Here is a 25793-nt window from a genome sequence, read left to right as displayed (position 1 = left end):
GGTCGGTCCGATGGGTCGGGTGGTGCGGTCGGGCGGCGGTCACGCCGCGGTCAGCACGAGTGCGGCGTTGTGCCCGCCGAAGCCCAGCGACGTGCTCACCGCCACGTCGATCCGGGCCGGTCGCGGCGCGCCGCTGACCACGTCGATGTCGAGTTCCGGGTCCAGCCGGCCGAGGTTCGCGGTGGGCGGGACGCTGCCGTGTTCGATGGCGAGCGCGGTGTACCCGGCCTCGATCGCGCCGGCCGCCGCCAGGGTGTGTCCGGTCACCCCCTTGGTCGAGGTCACCAGCGGCCGGTCGCCCAGCACCCGGTGCAGCATCCGACCCTCGGTGACGTCGTTGAGGGGGGTCGAGGTGCCGTGGGCGTTGACGTGGTCGACGTCGGTGGGCCCGAGCCCCGCGTCGGCCAGCGCGGCCCGCAACGCCTGCTCGATCCCGCGCCCCCGCGGATCCGGCGCGGTGGCGTGGTAGGCGTCGGTCGCGGCGCCGTAGCCGCGCACCACCGCCCGGGTCCGGGCGGCCCGGGCCCGGGCGTCCTCGATCCGTTCCAGGACGAGCACGCCCGCGCCCTCCGCGACCACGAACCCGTCCCGGTCGGCGTCGAACGGCCGGGACGCCTCGGCCGGCGCGTCCGCCCGCCGCGACAGCGCGCCCATCCGGCCGAGTCCGGCGACGACCAGGGGGGTCAGTGCCGACTCGGTGCCGCCGGCGAGCACGATGTCGCAGGCCCCGGCGCGGAGCAGGTCCCGCGCCACGCCGACCGCCGTCGTCCCCGACGCGCAGGCGGTGGCGGTGACCAGGCTGGGACCGCGGGCGTCCAGGTCCAGCGCGACGTACCCGGCGGCCATGTTGACCATGTACATCGGAATCAGGAACGGGGACACCTTTCGCGGCCCGCCCCCGGTCAGCGCGGTGTGCTGCCGTTCCAGGGCGCCGGCCCCGCCGAGCGAGTTGCCGAGGACCACGCCGACCCGGGCGCCGTCCCAACCGCCGCGCTGCCAGCCGGCGTCCTCGGCGGCGGCCCGGGCGGCCACGATCGCCAGCTGCGCGAACCGTTCCAGCTGCCAGGACGCGAAGCCGCCGAGCGCGGCCTCCGGCTCGAATCCGGGCACCCGGCAGCTCAGGGCGGTCGGCGTGCCACGGAGGGTGTCGTCGGCCCGCGCGCAGCTCAGACCCGACCGGATCCGCTCCCAGTTCGCCGCCACGCCGATGCCGGCCGGCGTCACCAGGCCGAGCCCGGTGACCGCCACGCCGAAGCCGTCCGGGCGCTCGGCCATCAGGCGACCGCCTGTTTGGTCTCGACCAGCCGCGCCGCGTCCCGGATGGTCATCTCGTTGGTGAGTTCGCCGTCGTCGATGGCGATGTCGAACACGCCGTCGAGCAACAGCCCGAGTTCCACGATCACCAGCGAGTCGATGTCGAGTGACTCGAACGTCATGTCCGGCTCGATGCCGTCCGGCACCAGCTTCAACTGGGTCGCCAGAACGTCGATGATCCGGTCTTCGATTGCCTTCATCCGTGTGCTCCCGCTAGCTGTGGTCAGTTCCGTGAGGTGGTACCGCCCGGCACTCCGGCCAGACGAGCGCCACCGACCCCCAGGTGAGCCCGCCCCCGAAGCTGGCGAGCACCACCCGGTGCCCGGGGCGTACCGCGCCGGCCGCGACACCGTCGGCCAGGGCCAGGGGGATGGACGCGGCCACCGTGTTGCCCACCCGGTCGATGTTGGTGACGAACCGGTCGACCGACCGCCCGAGCCGGGTCGCGACGGCGGCGATGATCCGCAGGTTGGCCTGGTGCAGCACGAACCGGTCGACGTCGGCCGTCGCCCAGCCGCCGAGCGCGGTGGTCCGTCCGATCGAGGCCGACATGTGGCGGACCGCCTCGGCGAAGGCTGCCCGCCCCTGCATCTCGAAGTAGGTGTCCTCCGGCTTGACCGGCAGCCCGGTGGACCGTTGGCGCGATCCCCCCGCGCGTACCTCGATGAGGTCGCTGCGGCTGCCGTCGCTGCCCAGGCTCAACCCGTGCAGGGCGCCCGGCTCGTCGGCGGTGCCGCTGCGCAGCAGCACCGCGCCCGCCCCGTCCCCGAAGACGGCCCGGGTCGTCCGGTCGTCCGGGTCGAGGATGGTGGAGAACGTGTCCGCGCCGATGACCAGCACACTCGACGCGGTGCCGGCGGCGATCAGGCCCGCCCCGGTCGCCAGGGCGTAGACGAACCCCGCGCAGACCGCCGCGACGTCGAACGCCGGTACGCCGCCCAGGCCGAGTCGACTGGCCACCTCGGGTGCGGTCGCCGGGCAGGGCCGGTCCGGTGTGCTGGTCGCGACCACGACCACGTCGGCGCCGGCGGCGCCGGCCGACGCCAGGGCCCGGCGGCCCGCCTCGACCGCGAGGTCGCTGGTGGCCTCGCCCGGCGCGATGACGTGGCGTTGCCGGACGCCGGTGCGGGTGACGATCCAGTCCTCGTCGACGCCCAGGCGCGCCGCGAGCTCCCCGTTGGTGACGACCCTCGGGGGCACCCAGGCGCCCAGCCCGGCGACCACCGCCGCTCGCCCCATCAGGCCACCCGCTCCCGGTCCGTCGTCGAGGTGCCGTCGGCGTCGGGCGTCACGGTGAGACCCATCCGCGCGATCTCGGCGCCGCCCTGGTGGAACGTCACGTCGACCGGTCGGGGCGACCCGCCGACCCGGTCCGGTTCCGCCGCCGGCCCGGCCGCGTCCGCCGCGTCCGCCGGTACCGCCGGTACCGCCGTCAGCGTCACCGGCTGGTCGAGTTCCGCGTAGGCCGCGAACGACGCGGTCATCCGGGACATCACGGTGCGGTGCGGCGCGTCGCCGCCCCAGTGCGCCGTGGCCAGCGTGGCCACCTGCCGCGCGGCCTCCAGGAGCACCATCCCCGGCACGTGGTCGTGGTCGTGGTCGAAGAAGCTGATGTTCTCCACCGGCACCCGCAGGCCGGCGGTGACCGCCCGCTCGGCGGTCCGCACGTCGAGCAGCACGGTGTCGGTGGCGCGACGCCGGCCGACGCGGTCCGGCGCCGTCGGCTCGCCGGCGACGGCCGCCGGGCCCAGCCGGGACGACGTCGGCGGCGGGCCGCCGCGCCCCCGGGACCGGACCACCGTGTACGCCGCCGGGGCCAGGTAGCCGACCGCCAGGCGCACCACGCCGATCCGGTGACCGGCGACCCGGAGGGTGAACTCGTAGTCCAACCCCCGTACCCGGCCACCCACCCGACGGGGAACACCGGTGGTCACCGTCATCCGCAGCTCGGTCGGGCCGGGCGTCGCGTCCCGGACCACCGCCGCGAACCCGGGCCGGAACAGCTCGGCGGACCAGCCCCGCAGCACGAAGGCCGTGCGCGGCTCGACGTCGAAGAGCACGTGGGCGGCGTACGTCTCGGCCTGCCGGCAGCACTCGACGAGCAGCAGCGGATCGAGCCGCCGGTTGGCCGACCCGGTGTGCCCGGTGTAGTGCGGGTGCACGGCCGGCAGCAGCGCGGCGGCGACGAAACCCTGCGGGCCGACCGGTCGGACGTCGGTCAGGAACACCTCGGTCGGGTTCCGCCGGTGCACCACGGACCGGTCGACGGTACGCGCGAAGTCCAGCGACTCCGCGGCGACCAGCAGCTCCCGCTCGCCGGCGGCGGTCGCCCCGGCCACCCCGGCCACCCCGGTCACCGCGCACCGCCCACGGTCGCCCGGCTGCGGACCGGACCGGTCACCACGTCCAGCAGCGCGCCCACCGGCACGGTGGGTTGCCGACTCATCAGCGTGGTCGCCACCCGGTACGGGTCCGCGTAGCCGCGCCGGGCGACCAGCGCGCCCCACAGCTCGGCCGGCACCCGCTCCCCGGCGGCGTCGTGGTCGTCCGCACCGGCGTGGACGTCGAGCAGCCGCCGCGCGCGCCGGATCCACCGGCTGAGTTGGTGCGCCGAGTAGCTCTCCCGGGCGGTGCGCCCGAGGCCGGCGATCAGGTACAGCCGCAGGCCGAGCCGGAACGCGTCGACGCCGTGGTCGTCGACGAACCGGTCGGCGATGGCGTCCAGGGTGTACCCCTGCCAGCCGCCGAAACGGGTGGACGTGGTGACGCCGTCGATCGGCACCCGGGGCACCTCGAACCGGACCACGCGGGCGCCGAGCGCGGTGAGGACGTGGCCCACCGTCTGGTAGTCGGCGCGCAACTGCTCGTCGTGGGCCAGCACCACCAGGTCGTGGTCGGCCAGCAGCGGCACCAGCTCCCGGAGCAGATAGAGCAGGTAGTTGGGTTGTCCGTCCGCGCCGAGGACGACCCGCAGCGGGTGGCCCGCCGCGGTCGCGTCCAGGTACACCGGCGCGCCCACCGGACGGCCGTCGATGCAGAGGTTCCGGCGGACGAGCAGGTCCAGCAGGTCCGCCTCGGCCATCAGCTCGGGCCCGTGCCGGCCGAGGTCCGGGTCGAACATCCCCAGCAGCTCGTAGTGGCCACGCCAGATGTCCAGGAGCCGGGCGCTGGCCGGGTGGAGCCAACCGGACTCGGCACGTCGGACCGTCGGTTCGATCGCGGCGAACGGCAGCCGTGGGGTCCGGTGGTACGCGACGTACAGCTCGCCGATCCCGACCTCGTCCAGGCCGGCGTACGCCGTCCCGGGGTGGTGCCGGTCGAGGTGGTCCCAGAATCCCGCCACCTGCTGGCTGCCCGCGTACGCCCCGTGCTGGTAGGCGACTGTCACGTCGGCGAGGACCGCGCTGACCCGGACGATCACGTCCAGCGAGAGCAGGTACTTCAGGTGGGTCGGCGTCAACGGCTTGGTGGGACTGACCGTCACCGGCGCCAGCAGGATCCGCGATCCGGCGCCGGGCGGGAGCGGGTGCGTCATCGGGCCGCCGCCGACTCCGCCAGCGCCTTCCGGAGGCGGCCGATCACCTCCTCGGCCTCCACCGGCGTGCAGTAGCCGGGGTCGGCGATGAAGGTGCGGCCGGCCACGCCGCCGACGGTGCGGGGCACCAGCCACAGGTGGAAGTGTTCGGTGCCCTCCATGCAGGAGAAGATGTGGATCCGCGGCGCCCCGGTCACCTCCTTGAGCGGGCCGGTGAACCGCCGGACCAGCGTGCCGATGCCGGCCGCCTCCTCGTCGGTGAAGTCGGCGTAGTCGAGGAAGTGCCGGTGGGACTCGATGAGCAGGGTGCCGACCGGCCAGTACGGCGTGGGTCCGTGGCCCACCCGCCAGATGCCGTCGTCCACGAGGTGCCCGCCGGGCGGCACCGGGAAGCCGGCCCAGGCGGGCACCGGCAGGCCGGCGTACTTGGCGCAGACCAGGCACTGGCGCTCCTGGGGCGTGCGCCCGCTGAGCAGCCGGGTGAACGGGTCGCGGACCCGGGCCAGCGGCTCCAGCTGCGCGTGCCGGCTGTACCAGGCGTCGAGTCCGGCGGCGGTCGCGGCCGGATCGGTGAGGTGCGGGGTCGCGGCGTCGGCCCAGCGTTCCCGGGCCTGCTCGTCGGTCAGGCCGCTCAGGTCGGCCACGTCCCGCCAGGTCCCGCCGGTGTCGCGCAGGTAGCCGACGATCGCGTCGTGCAGCTCCGGGACCTCGGTGCCGAGCAGGCTCCACAGCTTCGGGGCCAGCGGCTCCTCCCCGTCGGGGGTGGCGACCGCCAGGCGCAGCGCCTCGGACAGGGCCTGCAACCGCGCGGACAACGCCAGGCGGGACAGGTCGGCCGCGGTGAAGTCCGGTGTGTCCATGTGGGTCCTCTTCATTCGGTCGGGCGCCCTATCGCCCCGGCTCGGGGGAGAGCCAGGTGAACAGGCGAAGTGCCGGGGAGTCGTCGCGCGCGTGGTGGACCCGCGCGTAGCCGGGCTCGGCGCGGACCAGTCGGGCGTCGAGGTCGGTCCGGTGGATCAGGCGGAGTGGCTCGTCGGCGCGCAGGCTGCCGCGCAGGACCGATTCGGCCAGGGTGTGGTGCAGGTGCACGAGGTACTCGGCCAGGGTCAGCGCCCGGACGGCCACGTGCAGTTCGCGGGGGGCGCCGGGGTGGGCCGACGCCGGCCCGGCGACCGGCGCGACCGGCGGGAGGTCGAGCGCCGCCGGCAGGGCCGGCAGCACCCCGGTCACCGGCTTGAGCAGGCGGCTCAGCCCCGGTAACCGGCCCGCCGGGAAGGGACCCAACCAGGCCGCGCTGCCCGTCGGGGCGACGACCCGGGCCGGGTTCCGGGCGGTGAGGTTGGCGGAGTTGCCGAACAAGAAGCGGGTCCGGGTCCAGGACCGGCGCCAGGCGTCCGCCTCCCCGTCGGACAGGCCGGCGGCGAAGCACCGGGCGCCGCGTACCAGGTCGTCGAGGTCGACGCTGCGCAGCAGCACCAGCACGGTGCAACCCCCGGTGTCGTCGGCGGCGCGGTGCGGCTCGGTGCCCACCCAGGCGGCGCGCGCGGCGAGGAGTTCGGCCAGCCGGCTCTGGAACGGTGCGTCGTCGAGGTCCACCGGGGCGCTCACCGGTGCACCGCCGGGGACGCCGTCCAGTTCGTCCGAGCATCCACAGTGGACTCTCTGGTCGTCGTCAGCACCGCCGCGACCACCTCGTCCGGTGGCGCCGCGCCGTCGACGATCCGCACCGGCAGGTCGCGGACCTCGGCCAGCAGCGCCGCGCGCAGGTCCGTCTGCAACCTGACGAAATCGGCGCGGCCGACGGTCGGCCCGTAGTGCTCGAACCGGTTGACCCGCGCGCCGTCGCCACTGCGCGCCCAGGCCGTCTCCGCCGGCACGTCCAGGTAGAGCACCCGGCCGGGCTGCGGGAACGAGCGCCAGTAGTCGAACGTGGGGGTGTGCTCCACCCCGAGCAGGCGGCACTTGACCAGCAACTTGTAGTAGTACGAGTCGATGATGACCCGGTCCGCGCCGGCGGCCCGCGCCAGTTCCTCCCGCAGGTGCAGCACGATCGGGGTCAGCACCGACACCACGAGCTCGGGGGAGTAGCGCTCCCCGGCCCACCCGAACGCGTCGGTGATCCAGCTGCTGCGCAGCTGATGGATCAGCGGGTACGGCCCGAGATACCGGTCGTCGTAGGAGACGACCCGCCAGCCGTGCTCGTCGTGCAGCCGGCGCAACACGGTCGACTTGCCGGCGAGGTCCGGCCCGAGCAGGGCCCAGAACCCGGTGCCGTCGGAGCGGCTCACGCCGGTGCTCCCTTCGTCAGCCACCCGACCGCGAGATAGCTCGCGTACGTCACCGGGATGTAGGCGATGGTGAGGCCCACCGGCCAGCGGGGCGCGCCGGTGACGAACCGGGAGGCCGCGGCCACCGACCACGCCAGCGGCACCAGCGCCAGCCAGCCCCAGGCGTGCCCGGCGCCGGACTGCCACGGCCGCAGCAGTCCCAGCACGATGCCGGTGGCGAGGACGGCGGCGCCGAGCGCGACGGCCGTGGTCCCCCACGGGCCGAGGACCGTGCTGTACGTCCGCTCCCCGGGTCGGGGCCGGCGGGTGGCCTTGCGGCCGAACTCCAGGCACACCCCGCTGAGCGTGACCGCGACGATGGCGAGCACCCCGGCCAGGTCCGGCCGCCGCCCCTCGGCGTGCAGGAAGGCGGTGTACACGTAGATGCTGAGCAGCGGCTGGATCGGCAGGTTCACGGCGAGGTGCAGGGCCAGCCGGTCGCCGGCGGGCCAGCCGTACACCCGGTCCAGGGTGATCACCACGGCCGTGTAGCCGAGTTGCCCGGCCAGCGCCGCCAGGACCACGCCCCGGCCGGCGTTGAGCAGCAGCAGGGCGGCGGCGCCGAGGACGACGAGGACCATCAGGTCCCGCTCCCGGACCACCCCGGCGGGCAACGGCCGGTGCGGGTTGTGCCGGCGGTCGTACTCGTGGTCCCGGATGTCGTCCATGGCCCGCAGCAGCAGCATGCCGACCACGAGCGTGACCGCGGTGACGGCGAGCCCGCCGTCGGGCCGCCAGCGCGACACCCCGCTGACCGCCGCGAAGAGGGCGGTCAGGCCGATCGCCCAGGAGAGCATGAACGGCACGTGCACCGCCGGCGGGTACGCGGCGGCCACGTACCGGCCCCAGCGGCCGGTCACCGGACTCCGTCCAGGATCCGCACCGTGCCGGCCGTGCCGTCCACCTCGATGAGGCTGCCGTCGGTGATCCGGTCGGTGGCCCGGTCCACCGCGACCACGGTGGGGATGCCGAGCATGCGTCCGGTGATGGCGGTGTGCGACAGCAGGGTGCCCCGTTCCACCACCAGCGCCCGCGCCGAGAGCATCAGGTAGAGCCAGCCGGGATCGGTCTCCCGGGCGACCAGGACGTGGTCGCGGCACTGCTCGGCGTCGACCGACGGATCGAGCACCACCTTGGCCGGGCCGCGGACGACGCCCGAGCTGGAGGCCAACCCGGTGAGGACGGCCGCGTCCGGTCCGTCGGGTGCTCCCGGCCCGGGCGCGGTGGCCCCGCCGGTGCCGCGTGCCCCGGCCAGGGCCACCGCGAGCGGCAGGTCGGGATCGGTGCGCAGCCGGGTGGGCAGCGGGTCGGTCTCCGTCCAGCGGGCCCGCTCGGCGGCCCGGACCGCCGCGAGGCCGCGCAGATCGGCCCCGGCCAGGGTGCCGTCGAAGGCGCCCAGCACCTCGTCGACGGTGAGGTCGACGACGTCGCCCGGCCGGTCCAGGCGGCCCCGCGCGGCCAGCTCCGCACCGAGGCGGGTGAGCAGCACCCGGGAGTCGCCGAAGAGCTGGCTGCGGCAGAACCGGGTGTTCTCCCGAACATTGATCAGCGTACGCATCGTCCGGCCCAGCCCGCGCAGCACGGCCCGTTTCACCGGGTTGCGGCACCGCTCGCGCAACTCGCGTACGGCCTGGTCGTGCGCCTGGCGCCCGGCGGCCCGGCTGGCCGACACGGTGAGTCCCCGGGTCAGGTAGGCCCGCACCGGCTGGAGCACGGTCCACGGTTCGTCCCGCGGGGCGGGCGTCTCCAGCTTGAGGTCGTGCATGCCCCGGTCGCCGTGGTCACGGAGGTGTTCCCGCAGCGCCGCCAGGAACCGGGCGCCGTACCGGCCGGCGACCAGGTCGTCCCAGATCCGCCGCGGGTCCGCGTCGGACCGCAGCGCCGCCCGCGTGTCCGGGTCCTCGGCGGCGGTCGCCGCCAGCGCGACCGCCGAGTGCAGCGCCGCGGTGGAGCGGTTCTCCGGGCCGCCGCACAGCAGCCCGTTGAGCAGGCTGCGGTCCGCTCCCGGCACCCACCGGCGCAGCAGCCCGTCGGTGGCCCGGGTGGCGGTGAACAGGAAGATCCCGTTGACCAGGGTGACCCCCCACCGGCGGGCCACCTGCGCCCACAGCGCCCGGTAGGCGTCGACCATCTCGTGCGGACGCCGGGCCGCCACGTCGGCGAGGCCCGCGTGGTACCCGTCCCACCAGCGGAGGAAGCGGCGGACCCGCCACGGGTGCGCGACCAGCCGGGCGAGGATCTCCAGCACGTCGAGAACGTCGGTGCGGCGGGAGCCGCGCCGCCCGCCGGGTACGCCGTCGCGCCGGGCCGTCGTCCCGTCCCGCCCGGTGCTGCCGGTCGCGGCCAGGCCGAGGGACCGTTCCCAGGTGGACCAGAGCGGGCGGAAGCACCGGATCAGGCCGTGCAGGCGGTACCAGCAGTCGAGTTGGTAGTAGATCCGGCCGTCCAGGTGCCCGATCATCCGACGCAGCGTCGGTCGCTCGCGTCGCAGCGTGCGGGCGGGCACGCCCATCCGCCGGTAGAGGTCGGTGAACCCCACCTCGTACAGCTCCCGGGCCACCGAGTAGGTCAGGGCGCAGCTGATGCCCGGGAAGCTCTCGGTGACGTTGTTGTTGTCCCAGAGCAGGGCCGGGCTCTCCGCCTCGTCCGGGGGGCGTGCCGGCGTGGCGACCGGGCGCGCCTGGACCAGGTGGATCGCGCCGTCCTCGGTGATCGTGCCCTCGATGTCCTGGGGTGCGTGGAAGCGGGCCTCGACCCGCGCCGCCAGGTCCGCGATCGCCACCAGGTCGGCGTCCGTGAGCACCGGCTCGGTGGCCAGTTCCGGGGGCACCGGCAGGTCGACCGGCCCCTCGTCGGGGCGGGCCGGATCCCACCCGACGGCCCTGGTCTTGACCGTCACGTGGGGCTCGACCGCGCCGGTCGCCGGGTCCACGAAATAGTGGTCGACGTCGGCCTTTTCCTGAACCACCCCTTCGCCAATGCCATAGGCGGCGGCGATCACCAGACGCGCCGCGCCGTCGCGCGGATCGCGGGTGAACGCGACGAATGACCGGGTGCCCATGGCCATTCGTTGAATCCCGACCGCGATTCGTGCGGCGAACGGGGCGTGGCCCCGACGGGCGCGGTAGAGCACCGCTTCCGGGTTGAACGCCGATGCCCAGCAGGCGACGAGTCGTTCGGCGAGACCGGCCCGCCCAACGTACAGGAAACTGTCACTGAGCCCGGCGAACGGATCCTCCGCCGAATCCTCGCCCGACTCCTGCTGATTGGGTCGGGGTACCGCACACGCACGCACCGCCACCAGTCCGTCCGGTCCGGCGATCTCGTCGAAGTGCGCGTCTATTTCATCGAGGAGTTCTGATGGAATTGTCAGGTACCGGACTCTCTGCCGAAGCGCTTCCGCGTGGCTGAGCAGCGCCTGGGTCGACCCGGCCGAATCGGCGCGGATATCGGTCAGGAGAGGGCCGACGACCTGGTCGAACACGGTCGCGGGCACGCACCGTAACGGCGGTACGGCAAATCCGTCACGGGCCAGTTCTGCCTGTCTGGCGAACTTGTGGCCGACCAGCTCCGGGTCGAGAATCATCGGTCCGCTTTTGACTAACCACACACTGCTGAGCCTTCCTCACGCATGCGGAATTAGCCCGACTGTCCGCCGGGACGGGCGCGTCGCACATTCGCGGTGATCATGCACGACGGGGATCTCTGATTCAAGGCCCGAAACAGAAGACCGTGCGAATCGTTGCGTTTGCGCTGTCCAGACAGGTCCGACAAAACGCGATGACGTGGGACCCCGGTGGCATGCTCCGGTCCGCCGGGTGGGCGCAGCTCATTGGCGCCGCATTCCCGCTGTTCGCGGAGGGGGGTGGAGAAACGGCAGGGCAATGCCGGACAGCCGCGACGAACCGGGCGTCCGAACGGAACGTTCCGCCGAATATTTCGATAGCGCCCAGGTTTCCGGCCCGGCTATACGTCGCTGACGTGCGCCGATGCGCGATAACCGCAGCGAAAAAACCGGTGGCGGACCAGGCGGGTTTCCGGGCGTGGCCGACGTGGCCCGGGCGGTCGCTCCCGGGGCTCGGCCCGCCGGTGGGGAGGGCTCCCGGAGCGCGCAGAAGGCCGGGCGGGACGTCGCCGACGTCGGCATCGGGCTCGGCGCGGTGGCCGAGCCCGATGCCGACGGGCGAGGCGGGCGGGGTGGCGAGGCGGTCAGATGTCCGCCGGTGGAGACGGAGCGGGCGCCTTACCGCCCCGATGCCGAGCCGGCCGCCTCGGTGGCCGCGACGAGGCTGGCCGGGCGCATGTCCGTCCAGTTCTCCTCCACGTACGCCAGGCACTCCTGACGGGAGCTGGCCTCGACCACGGTTCGCCAGCCCTCGGGCACGTCGACGTCCGCCGGCCACAGCGAGTGCTGGTTCTCCTCGTTGACCAGCACCAGGTAGGTGGCGTCCTCGTTCTCGAAGGGGTTCGTCATGACAGTCCTTCCGGGTGACTGATGGAACGGCGGTGGTGGAAAACGCCTTGTCAGGCCAGCCCCAGCGGCGCGTCCGGCGAGGCACTGTAGGTCCGGGCGATCTCCGCGAAGTCCGCGGCCATCGAGGCGATCGTCTCCTCACGGAACAGGTTGCGCTTGAAGGAGAGGCACACCGAGGCGTCACCCGACGGTTCCCTGGTCAGCGTCCACAGTGCCCCGTCCGGCACGGCGGACTTCCGCGGCTGCAGTCCCGTCGCCCGCGGGATCCGGCCGAACTTCACCTCTCCCGGCACCTCGATGTACTGCCGCTGATCGGGCACCGCCTGGAACACCGCCGCCGCGTGGTCGTCGGAGGCGGCCGTCCGCATCAGCTCCGGGGCCTGTCCGAAGATCTCCAGTGTCGGCATCTCGTGCGAGAACGCTTCGAGGCAGGTGGTCCGGGTCCGCTTGAGCAGGTCCCCGAACGACGCGCAGCCGGCAAGGTCGGTGCGAAGCGGCAGGAAGTTGAAGAGCGGGCCCACGGTGTTCTCGAACAGCTGCCCGCCACGCCCCGGCGTGAACGTCGCGATGACGACGTCCGTGGCGCCGGTCCGCCGGTGCACGAGCAGCTTGTACATCGCGACCAGGACCATGAACCGCGTGGCGCGGTGGGCTCGGGCCAGCCGGTCGATGTTCGCGAACACGTCGTCCGGGATCCGGAACCAGTGCGCCGCGGTCGACTCGGGCAGGTTCGCGGATCGCGGGATGTCCGTGGGGAGCGCCGTGAACAGCCCGCCGTCCAGCTTGCGACGCCAGTATTCGCGCTTCGCCTCCGTGCCCGCACCGGCCCCGCTCCGCTGCCAGTCGGCGAACTCGCGGAACTGCGGTGCCGCCGGCAGGTCCGGGACGGTCTGACCCGTCCGGGCGACGTACCGGTTGACCAGGTCGCGAATGACCACCTCCATGGACATGCCGTCCGAGACGATGTGGTGGATCATCACGACCAGGACCGTGTCCTGGTCGTCGAACCTGCCCAGCACCACCCGCAGGGCGGGCGTCTCGTCCACGCCGATCGTCTCGTCCTCGACCTCCTGCCGCAGCTCGTCGGCGCGCGCCGCGCGCGCCGCCTCCGGCGTCTCCGGGAGGTCGCGGATCTCCACGCGCACCGGACCGGGCGGTGAGATCTCCTGGTGCCGATTCCCCGTCGTACCGACGATCCGCGTCCGGAGCGCCTCGTGCCGCGTGACGACGTCCTGCAGCGCGTCGCGCAGCGCGGCGACGTCGATCGGCCCGCCCGTCACGCGCCACGCGTCCACCACGTGGTACCGGGGACCGAACGGGCCGTCGTCGTCACCGTGGTCGAACACGTCGACGAACTGGTGATTCAGCGACAGCGGGATCGTCTCCGGCGCGTCGACGCCTGTGGTCCTAGTGGGGCTCATCCCGGCTCCTATCAACTGGTTCCGCTTGTTCCAGGAGGTACTGGTCCAGCTCGGTGACGGTGGGCAGCTCGAACAGGTCGTCAAGAGTGAGCTCCACACCGAGTGCCTCGTTGACCGTCTGCACCAGCCGGATCCCGCTCAGCGACTGCCCGCCGAGTTCGAAGAAGCTGTCGTCGAGTCCCACCTCCGCGACGCCCAGGGCGCTGGCGAAGGCGGCGCACAGGATCTCCTGCTGCGGGGTGCCGGGGGACGTGTGGGTCGACGAACCGGCGAGGACCGGTTCGGGCAGCGCCCGACGGTCCACCTTGCCGTTCGGCGTGAGCGGGAGCGAGTCGAGCACCACGAACGCGGCGGGGATCGAGTAGTCGGGCAGCACCTTCTCCGCGTGCCTGCGGAGCGCCGCGAGGTCCACCGCATCGGTCTCGCCGACGACGTACCCGACGAGGCGGTGGTCGCCGTCGTCGGTCGGCCGGGCCACGACGATCGCCTCGGAGATCTCCGGGTAGGCGGTGAGCGCTGCCTCGACCTCGGCGGTACCGACCCGGAATCCGCGGATCTTCACCTGGTCGTTCGCCCGGCCGACGAACTCGATCATGTCGTCGGTGGCCCAGCGGACCAGGTCGCCGGTCCGGTACATGCGCGTCCCCGCGCCGCTGAACCGGTTCGCCACGAAGCGCTCCGCGGTCAGGCCCGGTCGGCCGAGGTAGCCGCGCGCCAGGCGCTCACTCGTGACGTACAGTTCCCCGACCTGGCCGGGGCCGACCGGCCGGAGCCGCTCGTCGAGCACGTACAGCTCGCCGTTGTCCAGCGAACGGCCGACCGGCACCCGCGTCGCGGGAACGAACGGCGCGGTCACCGTGGTGGTGGTGGCGAACAGCGTGACCTCGGTCGCCCCGTAGGTGGGTCGCACCGTGATGCCGGGGCACGCCTTCAGCACCCGCTCGACGGCGCCCGGCGAGATGACGTCACCACCGGTCGAGACCTCACCGACGGTGGCGAGACAGTCCGGCGCCTGGTCGGCGACCACCCGGAACAGGCCGCTGGTGAGCTGGACGGAGGTGATCTCGTGGTCCCGGATCAGCCGCCGGAGCGTGCCGAGGTCCAGGCGACCGTGCGGGGCCAGGACCAGGTGACCGCCGCGCAGCAGGGGAACCCACATCTCGTACGTCGACACCGCCGCCGCGTACGGCGCCACCATGAGCACCCGGTCCTGGGGACTGTTGTCCCAGCACGAGTCCAGGGCGACGCTCAGCACGCCCCGGTGGGTCACGCAGACGCCCCGCGGCAGCCCCTCCGACCCGGAGGTGTGGATGACGCACGCGACGTCGTCGGGCCGTACGTCGATGTCCGGAGCGGCGACCGGCTGGTCCTGCCGCGCGGCGGCCGGGTCGACGAGCACGGTCCGCCTGCCGACCGGCAGGCCCGCGCGGCGGGTCTCCTCGTCGGCCAGCAGCACCGGCCGGCCGGCGTTGTCCATGACCCGCTGCTTGGCCTCCAGCGGATGGGCGTGGTGCAACGGCAGGTAGACCGCGCCGGCCTTGAGCACGCCCAGGGTCGCCACGATCAGCTCGGGCGAGCGCGTGATCAGCACCCCGACCGGCTCGCCGGGCCGCACGCCGAGGCTGATCAGCCGATGCGCCAACTGGTTGGCGCGCTCGTCGAGCTGGCGATAGGTCAGCCGTACGCTTCCTCCGGTCAGCGCCGGCGCGTCGGGTGTCCGGGCCACCTGCCTGGCGAACTGCTCCTGGATGGACCTGGAACCCATGCCGCCTCATCTCCGTCCACTCGTTCGCAGACCCGACCTGACAAGAGGGAACGTACCGCCGGCGCTGATCGATTTCGCCTTCAGGACTGCGCTACGGGCCGTCGACGCGCATCGATGTCGATCAGCAATCGTAAAGATGTGGCAGACCGACGGAGTTGGGACACTCGACGAGGCCGTCGAAGTGGCATCAGCCCTATCTCGGCGATAAGGATCGTCTGCGGACTGGACTCCGACACGCTGCGTCTGACCGGGAGAACCGTCAGCAGCCGAAAGGATCGTGCACCGTGACACGAAATAGCAGCACCGCCGAACACGACCTTCCTGCCCCGGTCGAGCCGGACCTCACCCCGGCGCAGATGGTGGCGCGGGCCGAGGCGATGATCCCCGAGCTCGTCGACCGCCAGGCAGAGGTCGAGGAACGCAGCTTCTACGCCGAGGACATCCACGAGAAATTCGCCCGGAACGGCTTCTACCGAATTCTTCAGCCCCGGCGTTACGGCGGCTACGAATTCGGCCTCGACACTTTTGTGCGCGTCTCCACGACCCTGCTGCGCGGCTGTCCGTCGACCGGCTGGATGTTCACCCTCGGGGCCATGCACACGCAGGTTGTCGCCACCATGTTCGGTGAGCGGGCGCAGTCGGAGGTGTTCGGCGTCGGCGACTTCATCTGCCCCGGCACCGCCGTTCCCAGCGGGTCCGCCGAACGCTCCGCGGACGGCGGCTGGACGATCAGCGGCAAGTGGTCCTACTGCTCCGGGTCGCCCTACGCGACGCATTTCCTCGGACACGCCCTGATCGCCGGTGTGAACGGGGCGTCGCCGAAACCCCTGTTCTTCCTCGCGCCACGCAGTCAGTGGACGCGGTTGGACGACTGGGGCCGGCAGTTGGGCCTGCGCGGCAGTGGGTCACACAGCATCACCATGGAGAACGCCTACGTTCCGGAGCACCTCGCCCTGCCCGGCGTGCAGGTCATGGAGGCCGACGTCTCGGGTGGCACGCCGGGCCGGGACCTGCACGGGAACCCGGAGTACGGCGGCGGGCCGCTCTCCTTCACGAATCTGGGCAACGCGGCCCTGGCCGTGGGCATCGCCCGGGGAGCGCTCGACATCTACGAGATCCTGCTACGGGAGCGGACGACCCTGGTCCCGCCGATCGTGGCCCGGCACCACGATCCCGACTACCAGTTCTGGTACGGCGACGCCGTCGGCATGATCGGTACCGCCGAGGCCGCGTTGCTGAACGGAGTTCAGCAGTGGCACGACAACTGTGTCCGTGGCCCCGCGGCGGTCACCCGGCAGGAGGACCTGCGGATCTCGGCGATCTGCCGACACGTGATCCAGCTCTGTTGGGACGCGGTGGCGAACTACCTGATGCCGACCGCCGGCGCGAGTTCGGTCCGGCACGGCGAGCGGCTTGAGCGCGTCTGGCGCGACATGTCCATGTTGCACAGCCACGGGGGCATTTCCGTCCTGCTGCCGACGGTGGCCGTGCGGGAACTCACCCGGGTACGGATGCGCTGACGTCGCCGAGGGACGACAGGCCGGTCATCCGGGCGCGAGTCGCGGGTCGGCGAGTGCCGCGCCGATCGGATGACCGGCATCGATCCACGTCACGATCGTCGGCCCGCCGCCCCGGCCTCGCCCGCGCGCCGACATGAACGCATTTACGAAGACGTGGTCGCGGCGGACGCGTGGGATCCTCGGCCGGAGCGAAAGGACAGCCGCCGATGACAGTGCAAGAAAGGGTGGACGGGGCAACGGATTCCCCGACACCTCCGGGCATCAGACTCCCCTCCCTGACGGCGATGCGGACCGTGGCCGCGACCCTGGTGTTCATCCACCACGCGATGTTCCAGCCGCTCTTCTCCGACCAGGGCGTGCAGAACGCCTACAACGAGTTCTCCCGCAACCTGGGCCCGCTGAGCGTCATGTTCTTCTTCGTGCTGAGCGGCTTCATCCTCACCTGGTCGGGCAAGCCGCGCGACGGCCTGAAGAACTACTACCGACGCCGATTTTTCAAGATCTTCCCGAACCACCTCGTGGTCTACGCCATTCTGCTGGTCCTGATGTTCGTGGCCGGGCGCACCATCCTGTGGCCCGAGGCGCTGGCCAACCTCCCGCTCATGCAGGCGTGGGTGCCGAGCTTCGACTACCAGCTCCTCGCGGTGAACCCGCCGACCTGGACGTTGTCGGTGGAACTGCTGTTCTACCTGTGCTTCCCGCTCCTGCTGATCCTGATCAACCGGATCCGGCCCAGCCGGCTGTGGCTGTACGCCGGGCTGGCCGCCGTGGCCGCCCTGCTCATGCCGGTGGTCTCGCGGCTGCTCCTGCCCGACAGCCCGCCGACCCCCATCTCCGCCTCGCTCTCCTGGCCCCAGCTGTGGTTCATCTACTACTTCCCGGTCACCCGGATGTTCGAGTTCGTGGTCGGGATGGTCATGGCCAGGATCCTGATCACGGGCCGCTGGCCGAACATCCGGCCGTCGATCATCGCGGCGGTGGTGGCGGCGGCGTACGTGGCGACCCTGCCGCTCAAGCTGTTCGAGGGCGGGTACCAGACGGCGTTCCTCATCCCGCTCGCCCTGGCGATCACCGGCACGGCCGCGGCGGACCTCGCCGGGCGCCGGACGCTGTTCAACACCCGCGTCATGGTCTTCCTGGGCGAGATCTCGTACGCCTTCTACCTCGTCCACATCACGGTGTTCTTCTCACTGCAGGCCGCGTTCAACCACCAGTGGGGCCTGGGCGGGATGTTCACCTCGCGACCGTTCGACACGTTGCCCGCGATAGCGTTCCTCATCGGCTCCTATCTGGCCTGTGTGCTCGTCGCTTGGCTCCTGTACTCCCTGGTGGAGCGTCCGGTGATGCGGCGGTGGGGCCGGCCGGGACGAACCCGACCAACGGAGGCTCCGGCCGCGGTCCACTGATCGCCTGTCTGTCGCCGCCGGGTCGTGGAGCGGGCCGGCGGGGCGGTCGGGGTCGACGAGGGTGACGCTGAGGGCGTCCGCGTCGACCCCGACCGTACGACTGTGTGGCCACGCCGGTGGGTCACTGTGCGGATCGGGCTGTCGCTCCCTGCTCGCGAGGGCGGTAGCGGAGGTGCACGACGCCGTTGCGGAACCGGCGCTCGTCGACGAGATCGAGGTCGGTACGCATCCCGGTCGGCAGTCCCGGCTTGCCCCCACCGACGGCGACGGGCAGCACGAACAGTTGGCACTCGTCGACCAGCCCGGCCTTGAAGGCCTGCGTCGCGAGATTGGCGCCTCCGATGGTGAGGTCGCTGTTGGCCGTGGCCTTCATCTCCTTGACCGCGCCGGGGTCGAAACGACGTTCGACAGTGGTGTCGGCGGTTGACGCCGAGGAGAGGCTCCCGGAGTAGACGACCTTGCTCGCCGCCTGCCAGGCGTTGGCGAAATCGGCGGTGAGGTCGGACTGCGCGGCCAGCGCGTCATTGGTCTCCCAGACGGCCATCGCCTCGTACTGCCGCCGTCCGTAGAGGAACGTGCCCGCCGACCGCACGATGTCGGTGTAGCACACGAACACCTCGTCATCGACCGGAAACAGGTTGAAGTCGCCGCGTTCGTCCTCGATGTAGCCGTCGAGCGACACGTTCGTCACGTAGATCAGCTTTGCCATGCTCCACCTCTCGATGATCGGTTGCCACCACCCGGACCTCCGTCGGCGCGGCGTCCACCTGGTGTACGTCTGGCGCGAACCCTCGTGAGGGGTGCGCCGACGCTCGGGGGTCCACTCGGGATCTCCGGTCGCGCCCCTCCGCCGGCCCCATTGATGAGGCGCGGTGGACGTGCCGGAGTTGCCCTCCCATATTTACTACTTGGGCGGGATGAGTGTATGCAGAAGCTTAGGTTCTTTGTCGGATTTCGGGCGGTGTGTCAACCCGACCTGACTCGCGCAGTGGTGAGTGGCGCGCCCGACTCGCCGCCGCGCCGGGCGGTCGCGATGGGGTCGAGTCGGGCTCGCGCCAAAGGGGAGATACGTCGGATGGGTGGGAATCCCGCCACTCTTCTTTGTCTTCTTCCAGGTCAGCGGCTTGCTCGGGGAGGCCGCCGCGCAATAGACGAGAGGCAAACCGGAGAGCGTTTCGTCTGTTGGGGAGAGCAATCTGGAAGTTGTGCTGGAGGTTCCGTGCCTAAAAGGTAGTAAGGTCTGGTTCCAATAGGTAGCATCCGCTGGCGGACGGCGAGAGATGGTGGTACTGCATGCCGAGGTTTAACCCGATCAAGGAGCTTCGCTCCCTTGTTCCCGAGGATGGGCCGAAGCGGGTTTACGCGCTGGGCACCTTTATCAACATGTTCGGGTTCGGGCTGCTGGTCGTCAGTATGAGCCTGTATTTCACCCGAATCGTGGGGCTGCCCGCCTCGCAGGTGGGTCTCGCTCTCACCATCGGCGTCGCCATCAGCCTGGTCAGCGGTGTCCCGGTCGGTAACCTGGCCGACCGGTGGAGTCCGGTGAAGACCGTCAAGGTCATGCTGGTGATCCAGGCCCTGACGGCCACCACATTCATCTTCATCGACAATTTCACCCAACTTGTCATCGCCGCCACCCTCGACATGCTGGCGATGAAGGCGTCCGTGGCGGCGTCCGAATCGCTGCTGCGTCGGGTGGCCGGCGACGAGGCGGTCGGCTTCCGCGCCCAGGTGCACGCGATCCAGTTCGTCGCCATGGGCCTGGGCACCGCCGGGTGTGCCGTCGTGATCCAGATCGGTACGCCGACCGCGTACCACCTGATGATCGCCCTCGACGCGCTCAGCTTCCTGGGCGCCTTGCTGGTCTTCATGAAGCTGCCGGACTACGAGCCGTTGCCGAAGCCGGAAACCGCGTCCCGCTGGGGTGTGCTGTCCGACCGGCCCTTCGTCGCGTGGACGGCGATCGCCGGCGCCATGAACCTCCAGCTCTTCATGATCAATATGCTGCTGCCGTTGTGGGTGGTCGATGCCACCAACGCCCCGACCTGGACGGTTGCGGTCTTCTACATCATCAACAACACGTTGATCGTCTTGTTCATGGTCCGCGTCGGCAACAAGGTGAAGACGGTCCGGCAGGGTGGCGTCGCGATCCGGCGCGCCGGAGCGCTCCTCCTGTTCAGCTGCGCCGGGATGGGCTTCGCGAGCGGGCTTCCCGGCTGGGCCGCGGTGCTCCTGCTGATCGCGGCCGTCCTCGTGCACACCTACGGCGAGCTGTGGTACATGGCGGGCTCCTTCGCCCTGAACTTCGGCCTGCCGCCGGCGCACGCACAGGGGCAGTACATGGGCTTCCTCGGGATCGGCTCCGGCATCGGCGAGGCGTTCGCCCCGTTGCTGTTCCTCAGCTTCATCCTGACCCTCGGCCGGCCGGGTCTGGTCGGCATCGGCGTGTTCTTCGCCCTGGTGGGCCTGTTGGCGCCCGCCGTGGCGCGGTGGGGCGAGCGGACCCGACCCGAGTCGGCGGAGAAGCCGTCGGAGGAGAAGGCCGCGCCGGCTGCTCCGGAGGTCGCGCCGGCCGTAGCCGACTGAGGTGATCTGATCCGGCCAGAAGTGGACGCTCCGGCGACCTGATGACGGTCCCTGGAGAAGAGATGACGGTGCGACCCGGGAGTCCCGCACGGGACTCCCGGGTCGTCCGCGAGACAGACCAGCCGATCGCCGAGGTGGCGGCTGACCCGAACCAACCGCGCAGGCCCTGACACCGTCAGGGTGAGGGCCCGGCTTCGCTGACCGGCGCGGGTCGCCGCGGCGCCGGTGCAGCGTGGTGGACACCCCCGAGCACACCGGGCCGGCAAGCCGGGCGGCCACGCGTTGTCCTGTGCGCGATGACGGCAGCCGAGTGTGCGGGGCTGCGCTCCGGGGCATCACCATGGTGGACGAGGTTTGCGGGGGCGATCCCTCGGCCGGGCGTTCCCGACTCGAATCAGCGCAGCATACCCGGCGACGGGTGGCGTAAATTACTTCTCCGCTGCCGACACGGATTTCCGGTGGCCGGCGCCTCGGGGGAGCACTCTGCAACACAGAAGATGCGCTTACCCGAAAGTTCGCGAAGAATCGGCGGTGTGGCCGTCATTTCCGACGTCTGACCGTGCGGCCGGCTCCTCGGTGCGAGAGAGAGCTGGGTCCTGCCGTCTCGCCTGCCGATCCGAGGAGCGTCCGTTCGAGCGTAAAACGCCGCCCAGCATGCAGTTTCCTCACGCCCTGATGCTCAGTCGTCGATCGCCTGTTCGGAGGAACGAAATGGCGGATCAAGAGAAGATGCATGAACCGCGGAAAACGCGGCCGATGACCGGCGCCGAATACATCGAATCGCTGCGTGACGACCGCTGTCTGTATCTTTACGGTGAGCGCGTCAAGGACATGACCAGTCATCCTGCGTTCTACAACCCGGTACGGATGACCGCGCGGCTCTACGACGCGTTGCACGACCCGCGCAAGCGTGACGTGCTCACCTCGCCCACCGACACGGGCAGCGACGGCTTCACCCACAAGTTCTTCACCACACCCCGCTCGGCGGAGGACCTGGTCGAGCACCAGCAGGCCATCGCCGCCTGGGCCCGGATGAGCTACGGCTGGATGGGGCGCAGCCCCGACTACAAGGCGGCCTTCCTGGGCACGCTCGGTGCGAACGCCGACTTCTACAAACCGTTCGACGAGAACGCGCGGCGGTGGTACGCGGAGTCCCAGGAGAAGGTCCTCTACTGGAACCACGCGATCGCGCATCCGCCGGTCGACCGGAACCGCTCCCCGGACGAGGTCGGTGACGTCTTCGTGCACGTGGAGAAGGAGACCGACGCCGGGCTCGTCGTGAGCGGTGCCAAGGTGGTCGCCACCGGCTCGGCGCTGACGCACTACAACTTCATCGCGCACTACGGCCTGCCGATCAAGGACAAGAAGTTCGCGCTCGTGGCGACCGTTCCGATGGGGGCGCCCGGGCTGAAGCTGATCTGTCGTCCGTCCTACACGGCCAGCGCGGCACTGATGGGCAGCCCGTTCGACTACCCGCTCTCCTCCCGGCTGGACGAGAACGACACCATTCTCGTGATGGACAAGGTGCTCATCCCGTGGGAGAACGTGTTCATCTACGGCCATCTGGGAAAGGTCCAACTGTTCCCCAGCCGGTCGGGCTTCTCCGAGCGGTTCACGTTCCAGGGCTGCACCCGCCTGGCGGTGAAGCTCGAGTTCATCGCCGGCCTGCTCGCGCGGGCGGTGGAACTCACCGGCGCCAAGGACTTCCGTGGCGTGCAGACCCGGATCGGTGAGGTGCTGGCCTGGCGCAACCTGTTCTGGGCGTTCTCGGACGCGGCGGCCCGCAACCCGGTGCCCTGGCACAACGGTGCGGTCCTGCCCAACCCGCGGTACGGGATGGCATACCGGTGGTTCATGCAGATCGGCTACCCGAGGATCAAGGAGATCATTCAGCAGGACGTCGCCAGCGGGTTGATCTACATCAACTCCAGCGCCGAGGACTTCAAGAACCCGGAGATCCGGCCGTACCTGGACCAGTATCTCCGCGGCTCCGACGGCAGCGACGCGGTCGAGCGCATGAAGGTCATGAAGCTGTTGTGGGACGCCGTCGGCACCGAGTTCGGCGGGCGGCACGAACTCTACGAGCGCAACTACGCGGGCAATCACGAGAACACCCGGGTCGAGATGCTCTCGGCGCAACTCGCGAGCGGTGAGATCGACGACTACAAGGCCTTCGCGCAGGAGTGCCTCTCCGAGTACGACCTGGACGGTTGGACGGTGCCCGATCTGTCGTCGTTCGACGATCTCCACGAGGTGCGGGACCGGACGCTCAACGGGTGAGGGCGGCCGTGGCACCCGGCGCGCGGGGAAAGCATCCGGGTATGTCGATAGAAAGGGTCTGAACATGCGATTTGGTGTGCACTTGCCGCAGGGCTACAGTCTCGACCTCGTCAACATACCGGTGGCCGAGCAGTGGTCCACGATTCGTGACATCGCCCAGGCCGCCGACGCCGGGCCGTACGATTCGATCTGGGTCAGCGACCACTTTCTCACCATTACGGCGCCGAGCAACGAGTCGGCGTTCGAAGCGTGGTCGATGATGGCCGCGTTCGCGGTCTGCACCTCCCGGGTGCGGCTCGGGCAGTTGTGCACGTGCATAGGTTTCCGGAATCCGGCGTACCTGGCCAAGATGGCGGCCTGCGTCGACGTGATGAGCGGCGGCCGGTTGGACGTCGGCCTCGGCGCGGGCTGGTTCGAGGACGAATGGCGTGGCTACGGCTACGGTTTCCCCAGCGTCGCCGATCGGCTCGGCATGCTCGACGAGGGCGCGCAGATCATGCGGCAATTGTGGACGACCGGCACGGCCACGCTCGCGGGACGCCACTACCAGCTCGATGGTGCGGTCAGCAATCCGCTTCCGCTACAGGCCGGTGGGATCCCGTTGTTGATCGGCGGCTCCGGCGAGAAGAAGACGCTGCGGACCGCGGCGAAGTACGCGCAGTACACGAACTTCGGGCCGTTGAGCCTGGACGAGTTCGCGCACAAGTCCCGGGTCCTGGCCCAGCACTGCAAGGACGTTGGCACCGACTTCGACGCGATCACCCGCTCGGCCTACTACCTCGTGACCATCGGCGAGACCGAGAAGGACGTCGCCGACAGCATGGCGCGGAGGAGGTCCCACTACGAGCCGCTGATGCCGCCCGAGGCGCTCGAATCCTGGCTCGGCGAGTTCCGTCGTGGCCTGGTCGGGACGCCCGAGCAGATCGTCGAGCGGTTGCGCAAGGCGGCCGACGCCGGGGTCGGCTACGTGATCGCCTACTTCGCGGACGCCGCCTACGACCGGACGAGCATGGACCTGTTCGCCGGCAAGGTGATACCGGAGTTGATCGGTTAGGCGTCGTCCCCACGGCAGGTGACCGGCCGCCGGCGGAGCCCTTCGGGGTCCGCCGGCGGCACCGTCAGGTTCGGGGGACGCGGGCCCGGGCGGGGACGGCCCGGCCGGTCACACCCCGAGGGCCGTGCACCAGGTCGTGCCGCTCACCATCCCCGTGCATGCCACGAGGTCTCCGGTGGCGGGGTTCATCTTCGTCGATGAACCCCGCCACCGGAGACCTCGTCGTCGAGCGGCCACCGGCACGTGGCGCCCGACCTCGGGACGTCGGTCAGCCCGCGGTCTCCGCCTCGAGCTGCTTCGGCCCGTTGTCGATGATGTCGGCGAAGTGCTTGCCGAGTTCGTTGGCGAGGCTGCCCTCGTAGAGGTCGGTCCGCACCACCAGGTGCATCTCCAGGCCGTCGGGGACGGGTAGGACCTCGAGCACGAAGTCGTGCACGGACGCCGTCCAGTCGTCGTTCCGGGAGTCCATCACGCCGGGGACCTCGCCGAGGCTGAGCGTCGGCACGGAGTTGTAGACCACGGCCGGCTTGCCGATGAACATGGCCTCCAGTCCGCCGAACGCGCCCAGGATGCTGGCCATCTGCTTCATGTCCAGCAGGACGTCGCGCGCGGCCATGCCCTGCAGGTACGAGTCACGGATGCGGGCGAGGAGGTGCGGGCCCGACCGGAACGGCCCGTTCGGCCGCAGCAGGATGTTGCCGACCCGGGTGGTGATCGTCGCGTCGATCATCGCGCCGGCCTTGTTCCCGATCGACACCATCAGGCCGAGGTCGTGCGGGGCGCCCGCCCGGATGAGGGACTGGACGTACACCGCCACCATCCCCACCGACGGCGGCATGCCGTTGGCGCTGGCGTAGTCGTCCCAGGCCCGCAGCCGCGTCTTCGACACGGTGAAGGAGAAGTCGGCCGCGGGTCCGCTCGGCTCCGTCGGCCCGTCCTTGCGCCCGGGAAGGCGACAGGGCGGGAGGTCGCGGAGTTCGTTGAGCCAGTACCGGCGCTGCGCCTCGGCGTCCTGCGTCCTGAGCTGGTGACGGTAGTCCGCGGCCATCTCGGCGAGCGTCGCGGTTCTGCCGGACCACTGCGGCGCCCTCCCGGCCGCGCGGGCGGAGTAGGCCGCCGACAGCTCCGCCGTCATGATCTCCAGCGAACGGCCGTCGAACGCGGCGTGGTGTGCGGCCACCCCGAACAGGGTGCGACTGCTCTGCCGGCTGTGCACGATCACGCACCGCCAGACCTCACCCTGGTCGATGTGCAGCGGGTGTTCCAGCGCCTCCCAGAGCGCGTCGCCGGCCGCGCCGTCGTCGTCCTGCTCCGGCAGCCGCTGGAACCGCGCCTGGCCCGGATCGGCCGGCACCTCGGCCAGGCCGAGATCCGGCTCGTAGAGGTACTTGGCGTGCAGGGCCTGGTGACGGCGGTGCACGTCGGTGGCGGCGGCGGCGAGCGCCACGTCGTCGACCTGGCCGTCGAACCACCAGGCGAACCGCGGCACGATGTCCATCGGAACGGTGTGCGCCTGCATGGGGGTGATCGCCACGAGTTCGGCGTTGCGCTCGGCCGGTGGCGCGACCGAGGTGCGGGGCGCGTCGTTCCCGCTGTCGTGGGCGTCGATCCACGTCGCGAGCTGCGCGACGGTCGGGGTCCGGAAGAGCTGGGTGAACCGGACCCGGATCCCGGTCGCCTGTTCCAACCGGGCGCACGCGACGGTCACCGCTACGGAGTCAAGGCCCAGATCGAAGAAGGACGCCATGCGCGGCAGGCTGGAAATGCCGAGCATCTCGCCGAATATCCGCGCGATGGTGCTCTCTGTCTCGCCGCGCGGGTGCTCGTCCGTTGAGAGTGCCCCGTTGGGGTCGCTTCGCAGGTCTTCTCGCTGCGTCATGCCCGCTCCTTAGAGGGTGGATTAGCGTTCAACGAACTGGTGGTCAAGCCGGCGCCGGGTGGTGGGTGTCGGGGCGCGACAGCTGGTCGGGCGTCACCCGGTCATTGATGCTCGATGTCACAGCCGCCCGACTCCTTCGCATTCGGCCTTAATTGGGCGTCGGGGCACACGTCAGAAGCCACTTGTGCATGTCACTGTCGCAGGCTGGCCCTTCGCGATACACCTCCAAAAG

20 protein-coding genes are annotated in these 25793 nt (G+C 71.0%); 5 read left to right on the top strand and 15 right to left on the bottom strand.

Annotation, left to right across the window (positions count from 1 at the left end):
• Window positions 1-39: 39 nt before the first annotated feature.
• The 13 genes from ACLQ2W_RS15090 to ACLQ2W_RS15030 form a co-directional block, all read right to left on the bottom strand.
• The gene (locus tag ACLQ2W_RS15090; RefSeq protein ID WP_425786951.1) at window positions 40-1275 is read right to left on the bottom strand and encodes a beta-ketoacyl-[acyl-carrier-protein] synthase family protein; all 1236 of its coding nucleotides are present in this window, start codon (window positions 1273-1275) and stop codon (window positions 40-42) included.
• Complete coding sequence (locus ACLQ2W_RS15085; protein ID WP_281942566.1) at window positions 1275-1514, bottom strand: acyl carrier protein; 240 nt, start codon at window positions 1512-1514, stop codon at window positions 1275-1277. Before ACLQ2W_RS15085 ends, ACLQ2W_RS15090 begins: the two co-directional genes overlap by 1 nt.
• Before the next feature lie 13 nt (window positions 1515-1527).
• Complete coding sequence (locus tag ACLQ2W_RS15080; RefSeq protein ID WP_425786950.1) at window positions 1528-2553, bottom strand: beta-ketoacyl-ACP synthase III; 1026 nt, start codon at window positions 2551-2553, stop codon at window positions 1528-1530.
• On the bottom strand, window positions 2553-3671 hold the full coding sequence (locus ACLQ2W_RS15075; protein WP_425786949.1) for an AfsA-related hotdog domain-containing protein: 1119 nt from the start codon (window positions 3669-3671) through the stop codon (window positions 2553-2555). The genes ACLQ2W_RS15080 and ACLQ2W_RS15075 overlap by 1 nt, the downstream gene beginning before the upstream one ends.
• Complete coding sequence (locus tag ACLQ2W_RS15070; RefSeq protein WP_425786948.1) at window positions 3668-4849, bottom strand: hypothetical protein; 1182 nt, start codon at window positions 4847-4849, stop codon at window positions 3668-3670. Before ACLQ2W_RS15070 ends, ACLQ2W_RS15075 begins: the two co-directional genes overlap by 4 nt.
• Window positions 4846-5709 carry an HIT family protein gene (locus ACLQ2W_RS15065; protein ID WP_425786947.1) on the bottom strand — a complete coding sequence of 288 codons (864 nt, stop codon included), beginning with the start codon at window positions 5707-5709 and terminating at the stop codon, window positions 4846-4848. The genes ACLQ2W_RS15070 and ACLQ2W_RS15065 overlap by 4 nt, the downstream gene beginning before the upstream one ends.
• Window positions 5710-5737: 28 nt before the next feature.
• Window positions 5738-6457 (bottom strand): DUF6182 family protein, encoded by a 720-nt coding sequence (locus ACLQ2W_RS15060; protein WP_425786946.1) that lies wholly within the window; start codon window positions 6455-6457, stop codon window positions 5738-5740.
• Window positions 6454-7137 carry a dTMP kinase gene (locus tag ACLQ2W_RS15055; protein WP_425786945.1) on the bottom strand — a complete coding sequence of 228 codons (684 nt, stop codon included), beginning with the start codon at window positions 7135-7137 and terminating at the stop codon, window positions 6454-6456. Before ACLQ2W_RS15055 ends, ACLQ2W_RS15060 begins: the two co-directional genes overlap by 4 nt.
• On the bottom strand, window positions 7134-8036 hold the full coding sequence (locus tag ACLQ2W_RS15050) for a hypothetical protein (RefSeq protein ID WP_425786944.1): 903 nt from the start codon (window positions 8034-8036) through the stop codon (window positions 7134-7136). The genes ACLQ2W_RS15055 and ACLQ2W_RS15050 overlap by 4 nt, the downstream gene beginning before the upstream one ends.
• Window positions 8033-10762, bottom strand: coding sequence for a PEP/pyruvate-binding domain-containing protein (locus tag ACLQ2W_RS15045; RefSeq protein WP_425786943.1), 2730 nt, complete (start codon window positions 10760-10762; stop codon window positions 8033-8035). The genes ACLQ2W_RS15050 and ACLQ2W_RS15045 overlap by 4 nt, the downstream gene beginning before the upstream one ends.
• Before the next feature lie 657 nt (window positions 10763-11419).
• Complete coding sequence (locus tag ACLQ2W_RS15040; RefSeq protein ID WP_405090087.1) at window positions 11420-11650, bottom strand: MbtH family protein; 231 nt, start codon at window positions 11648-11650, stop codon at window positions 11420-11422.
• A gap of 50 nt (window positions 11651-11700) precedes the next feature.
• Window positions 11701-13071: a condensation domain-containing protein gene (locus ACLQ2W_RS15035; RefSeq protein ID WP_425786942.1), complete on the bottom strand. Its 1371-nt coding sequence runs from the start codon at window positions 13069-13071 to the stop codon at window positions 11701-11703.
• The gene (locus ACLQ2W_RS15030; RefSeq protein ID WP_425786941.1) at window positions 13058-14836 is read right to left on the bottom strand and encodes a non-ribosomal peptide synthetase; all 1779 of its coding nucleotides are present in this window, start codon (window positions 14834-14836) and stop codon (window positions 13058-13060) included. The genes ACLQ2W_RS15035 and ACLQ2W_RS15030 overlap by 14 nt, the downstream gene beginning before the upstream one ends.
• A gap of 356 nt (window positions 14837-15192) precedes the next feature.
• Here ACLQ2W_RS15030 and ACLQ2W_RS15025 point away from each other — a divergent pair, with 356 nt between their 5' ends.
• Both ACLQ2W_RS15025 and ACLQ2W_RS15020 read left to right on the top strand, forming a co-directional pair.
• Entirely contained in the window at window positions 15193-16356 is a 1164-nt protein-coding gene (locus ACLQ2W_RS15025; RefSeq protein ID WP_425786976.1) for an acyl-CoA dehydrogenase family protein, read from the top strand.
• 284 nt (window positions 16357-16640) lie between these two features.
• Entirely contained in the window at window positions 16641-17762 is a 1122-nt protein-coding gene (locus tag ACLQ2W_RS15020; RefSeq protein WP_425786939.1) for an acyltransferase family protein, read from the top strand.
• Between the two features lie 121 nt (window positions 17763-17883).
• On the opposite strand, the gene ACLQ2W_RS15015 is transcribed toward ACLQ2W_RS15020, so the two are convergent.
• Complete coding sequence (locus tag ACLQ2W_RS15015; RefSeq protein WP_425786938.1) at window positions 17884-18471, bottom strand: dihydrofolate reductase family protein; 588 nt, start codon at window positions 18469-18471, stop codon at window positions 17884-17886.
• Between the two features lie 584 nt (window positions 18472-19055).
• On the opposite strand from ACLQ2W_RS15015, the gene ACLQ2W_RS15010 reads away from it, so the two are divergent.
• From ACLQ2W_RS15010 to ACLQ2W_RS15000, 3 genes are all read left to right on the top strand, one after another.
• Window positions 19056-20348, top strand: coding sequence for an MFS transporter (locus ACLQ2W_RS15010; protein WP_425786937.1), 1293 nt, complete (start codon window positions 19056-19058; stop codon window positions 20346-20348).
• A 729-nt stretch (window positions 20349-21077) separates the two neighbouring features.
• Window positions 21078-22628, top strand: coding sequence for a 4-hydroxyphenylacetate 3-hydroxylase family protein (locus ACLQ2W_RS15005; RefSeq protein WP_425786975.1), 1551 nt, complete (start codon window positions 21078-21080; stop codon window positions 22626-22628).
• A 64-nt stretch (window positions 22629-22692) separates the two neighbouring features.
• Window positions 22693-23682: an LLM class F420-dependent oxidoreductase gene (locus ACLQ2W_RS15000; RefSeq protein ID WP_425786936.1), complete on the top strand. Its 990-nt coding sequence runs from the start codon at window positions 22693-22695 to the stop codon at window positions 23680-23682.
• Window positions 23683-23950: 268 nt separating this feature from the next.
• Here ACLQ2W_RS15000 and ACLQ2W_RS14995 read toward each other — a convergent pair whose 3' ends face one another.
• Window positions 23951-25561 (bottom strand): condensation domain-containing protein, encoded by a 1611-nt coding sequence (locus ACLQ2W_RS14995; RefSeq protein ID WP_425786934.1) that lies wholly within the window; start codon window positions 25559-25561, stop codon window positions 23951-23953.
• Window positions 25562-25793 lie beyond the last annotated feature (232 nt).

It is taken from the genome of Micromonospora sp. DT227 (assembly GCF_049841835.1).
Lineage (GTDB): Bacteria > Actinomycetota > Actinomycetes > Mycobacteriales > Micromonosporaceae > Micromonospora.
The sequence above is the reverse complement of the archived record's forward strand: the minus strand, read 5'-3'. Positions and strand labels throughout refer to the sequence as shown.

Coding starts and splice junctions, on each gene's coding strand:
- ACLQ2W_RS15080 (WP_425786950.1), bottom strand. CDS start 2,553: ATGGGGCGAGCGGCGGTGGTCGCCGGGCTGGGCGCCTGGGTGCCCCCG.
- ACLQ2W_RS15015 (WP_425786938.1), bottom strand. CDS start 18,471: ATGGCAAAGCTGATCTACGTGACGAACGTGTCGCTCGACGGCTACATC.
- ACLQ2W_RS15030 (WP_425786941.1), bottom strand. CDS start 14,836: ATGGGTTCCAGGTCCATCCAGGAGCAGTTCGCCAGGCAGGTGGCCCGG.
- ACLQ2W_RS15000 (WP_425786936.1), top strand. CDS start 22,693: ATGCGATTTGGTGTGCACTTGCCGCAGGGCTACAGTCTCGACCTCGTC.
- ACLQ2W_RS15045 (WP_425786943.1), bottom strand. CDS start 10,762: ATGATTCTCGACCCGGAGCTGGTCGGCCACAAGTTCGCCAGACAGGCA.
- ACLQ2W_RS15025 (WP_425786976.1), top strand. CDS start 15,193: ATGGTGGCGCGGGCCGAGGCGATGATCCCCGAGCTCGTCGACCGCCAG.
- ACLQ2W_RS15065 (WP_425786947.1), bottom strand. CDS start 5,709: ATGGACACACCGGACTTCACCGCGGCCGACCTGTCCCGCCTGGCGTTG.
- ACLQ2W_RS15040 (WP_405090087.1), bottom strand. CDS start 11,650: ATGACGAACCCCTTCGAGAACGAGGACGCCACCTACCTGGTGCTGGTC.
- ACLQ2W_RS15070 (WP_425786948.1), bottom strand. CDS start 4,849: ATGACGCACCCGCTCCCGCCCGGCGCCGGATCGCGGATCCTGCTGGCG.
- ACLQ2W_RS15090 (WP_425786951.1), bottom strand. CDS start 1,275: ATGGCCGAGCGCCCGGACGGCTTCGGCGTGGCGGTCACCGGGCTCGGC.
- ACLQ2W_RS15020 (WP_425786939.1), top strand. CDS start 16,641: ATGCGGACCGTGGCCGCGACCCTGGTGTTCATCCACCACGCGATGTTC.
- ACLQ2W_RS15010 (WP_425786937.1), top strand. CDS start 19,056: ATGCCGAGGTTTAACCCGATCAAGGAGCTTCGCTCCCTTGTTCCCGAG.
- ACLQ2W_RS14995 (WP_425786934.1), bottom strand. CDS start 25,561: ATGACGCAGCGAGAAGACCTGCGAAGCGACCCCAACGGGGCACTCTCA.
- ACLQ2W_RS15035 (WP_425786942.1), bottom strand. CDS start 13,071: ATGAGCCCCACTAGGACCACAGGCGTCGACGCGCCGGAGACGATCCCG.
- ACLQ2W_RS15005 (WP_425786975.1), top strand. CDS start 21,078: ATGCATGAACCGCGGAAAACGCGGCCGATGACCGGCGCCGAATACATC.
- ACLQ2W_RS15085 (WP_281942566.1), bottom strand. CDS start 1,514: ATGAAGGCAATCGAAGACCGGATCATCGACGTTCTGGCGACCCAGTTG.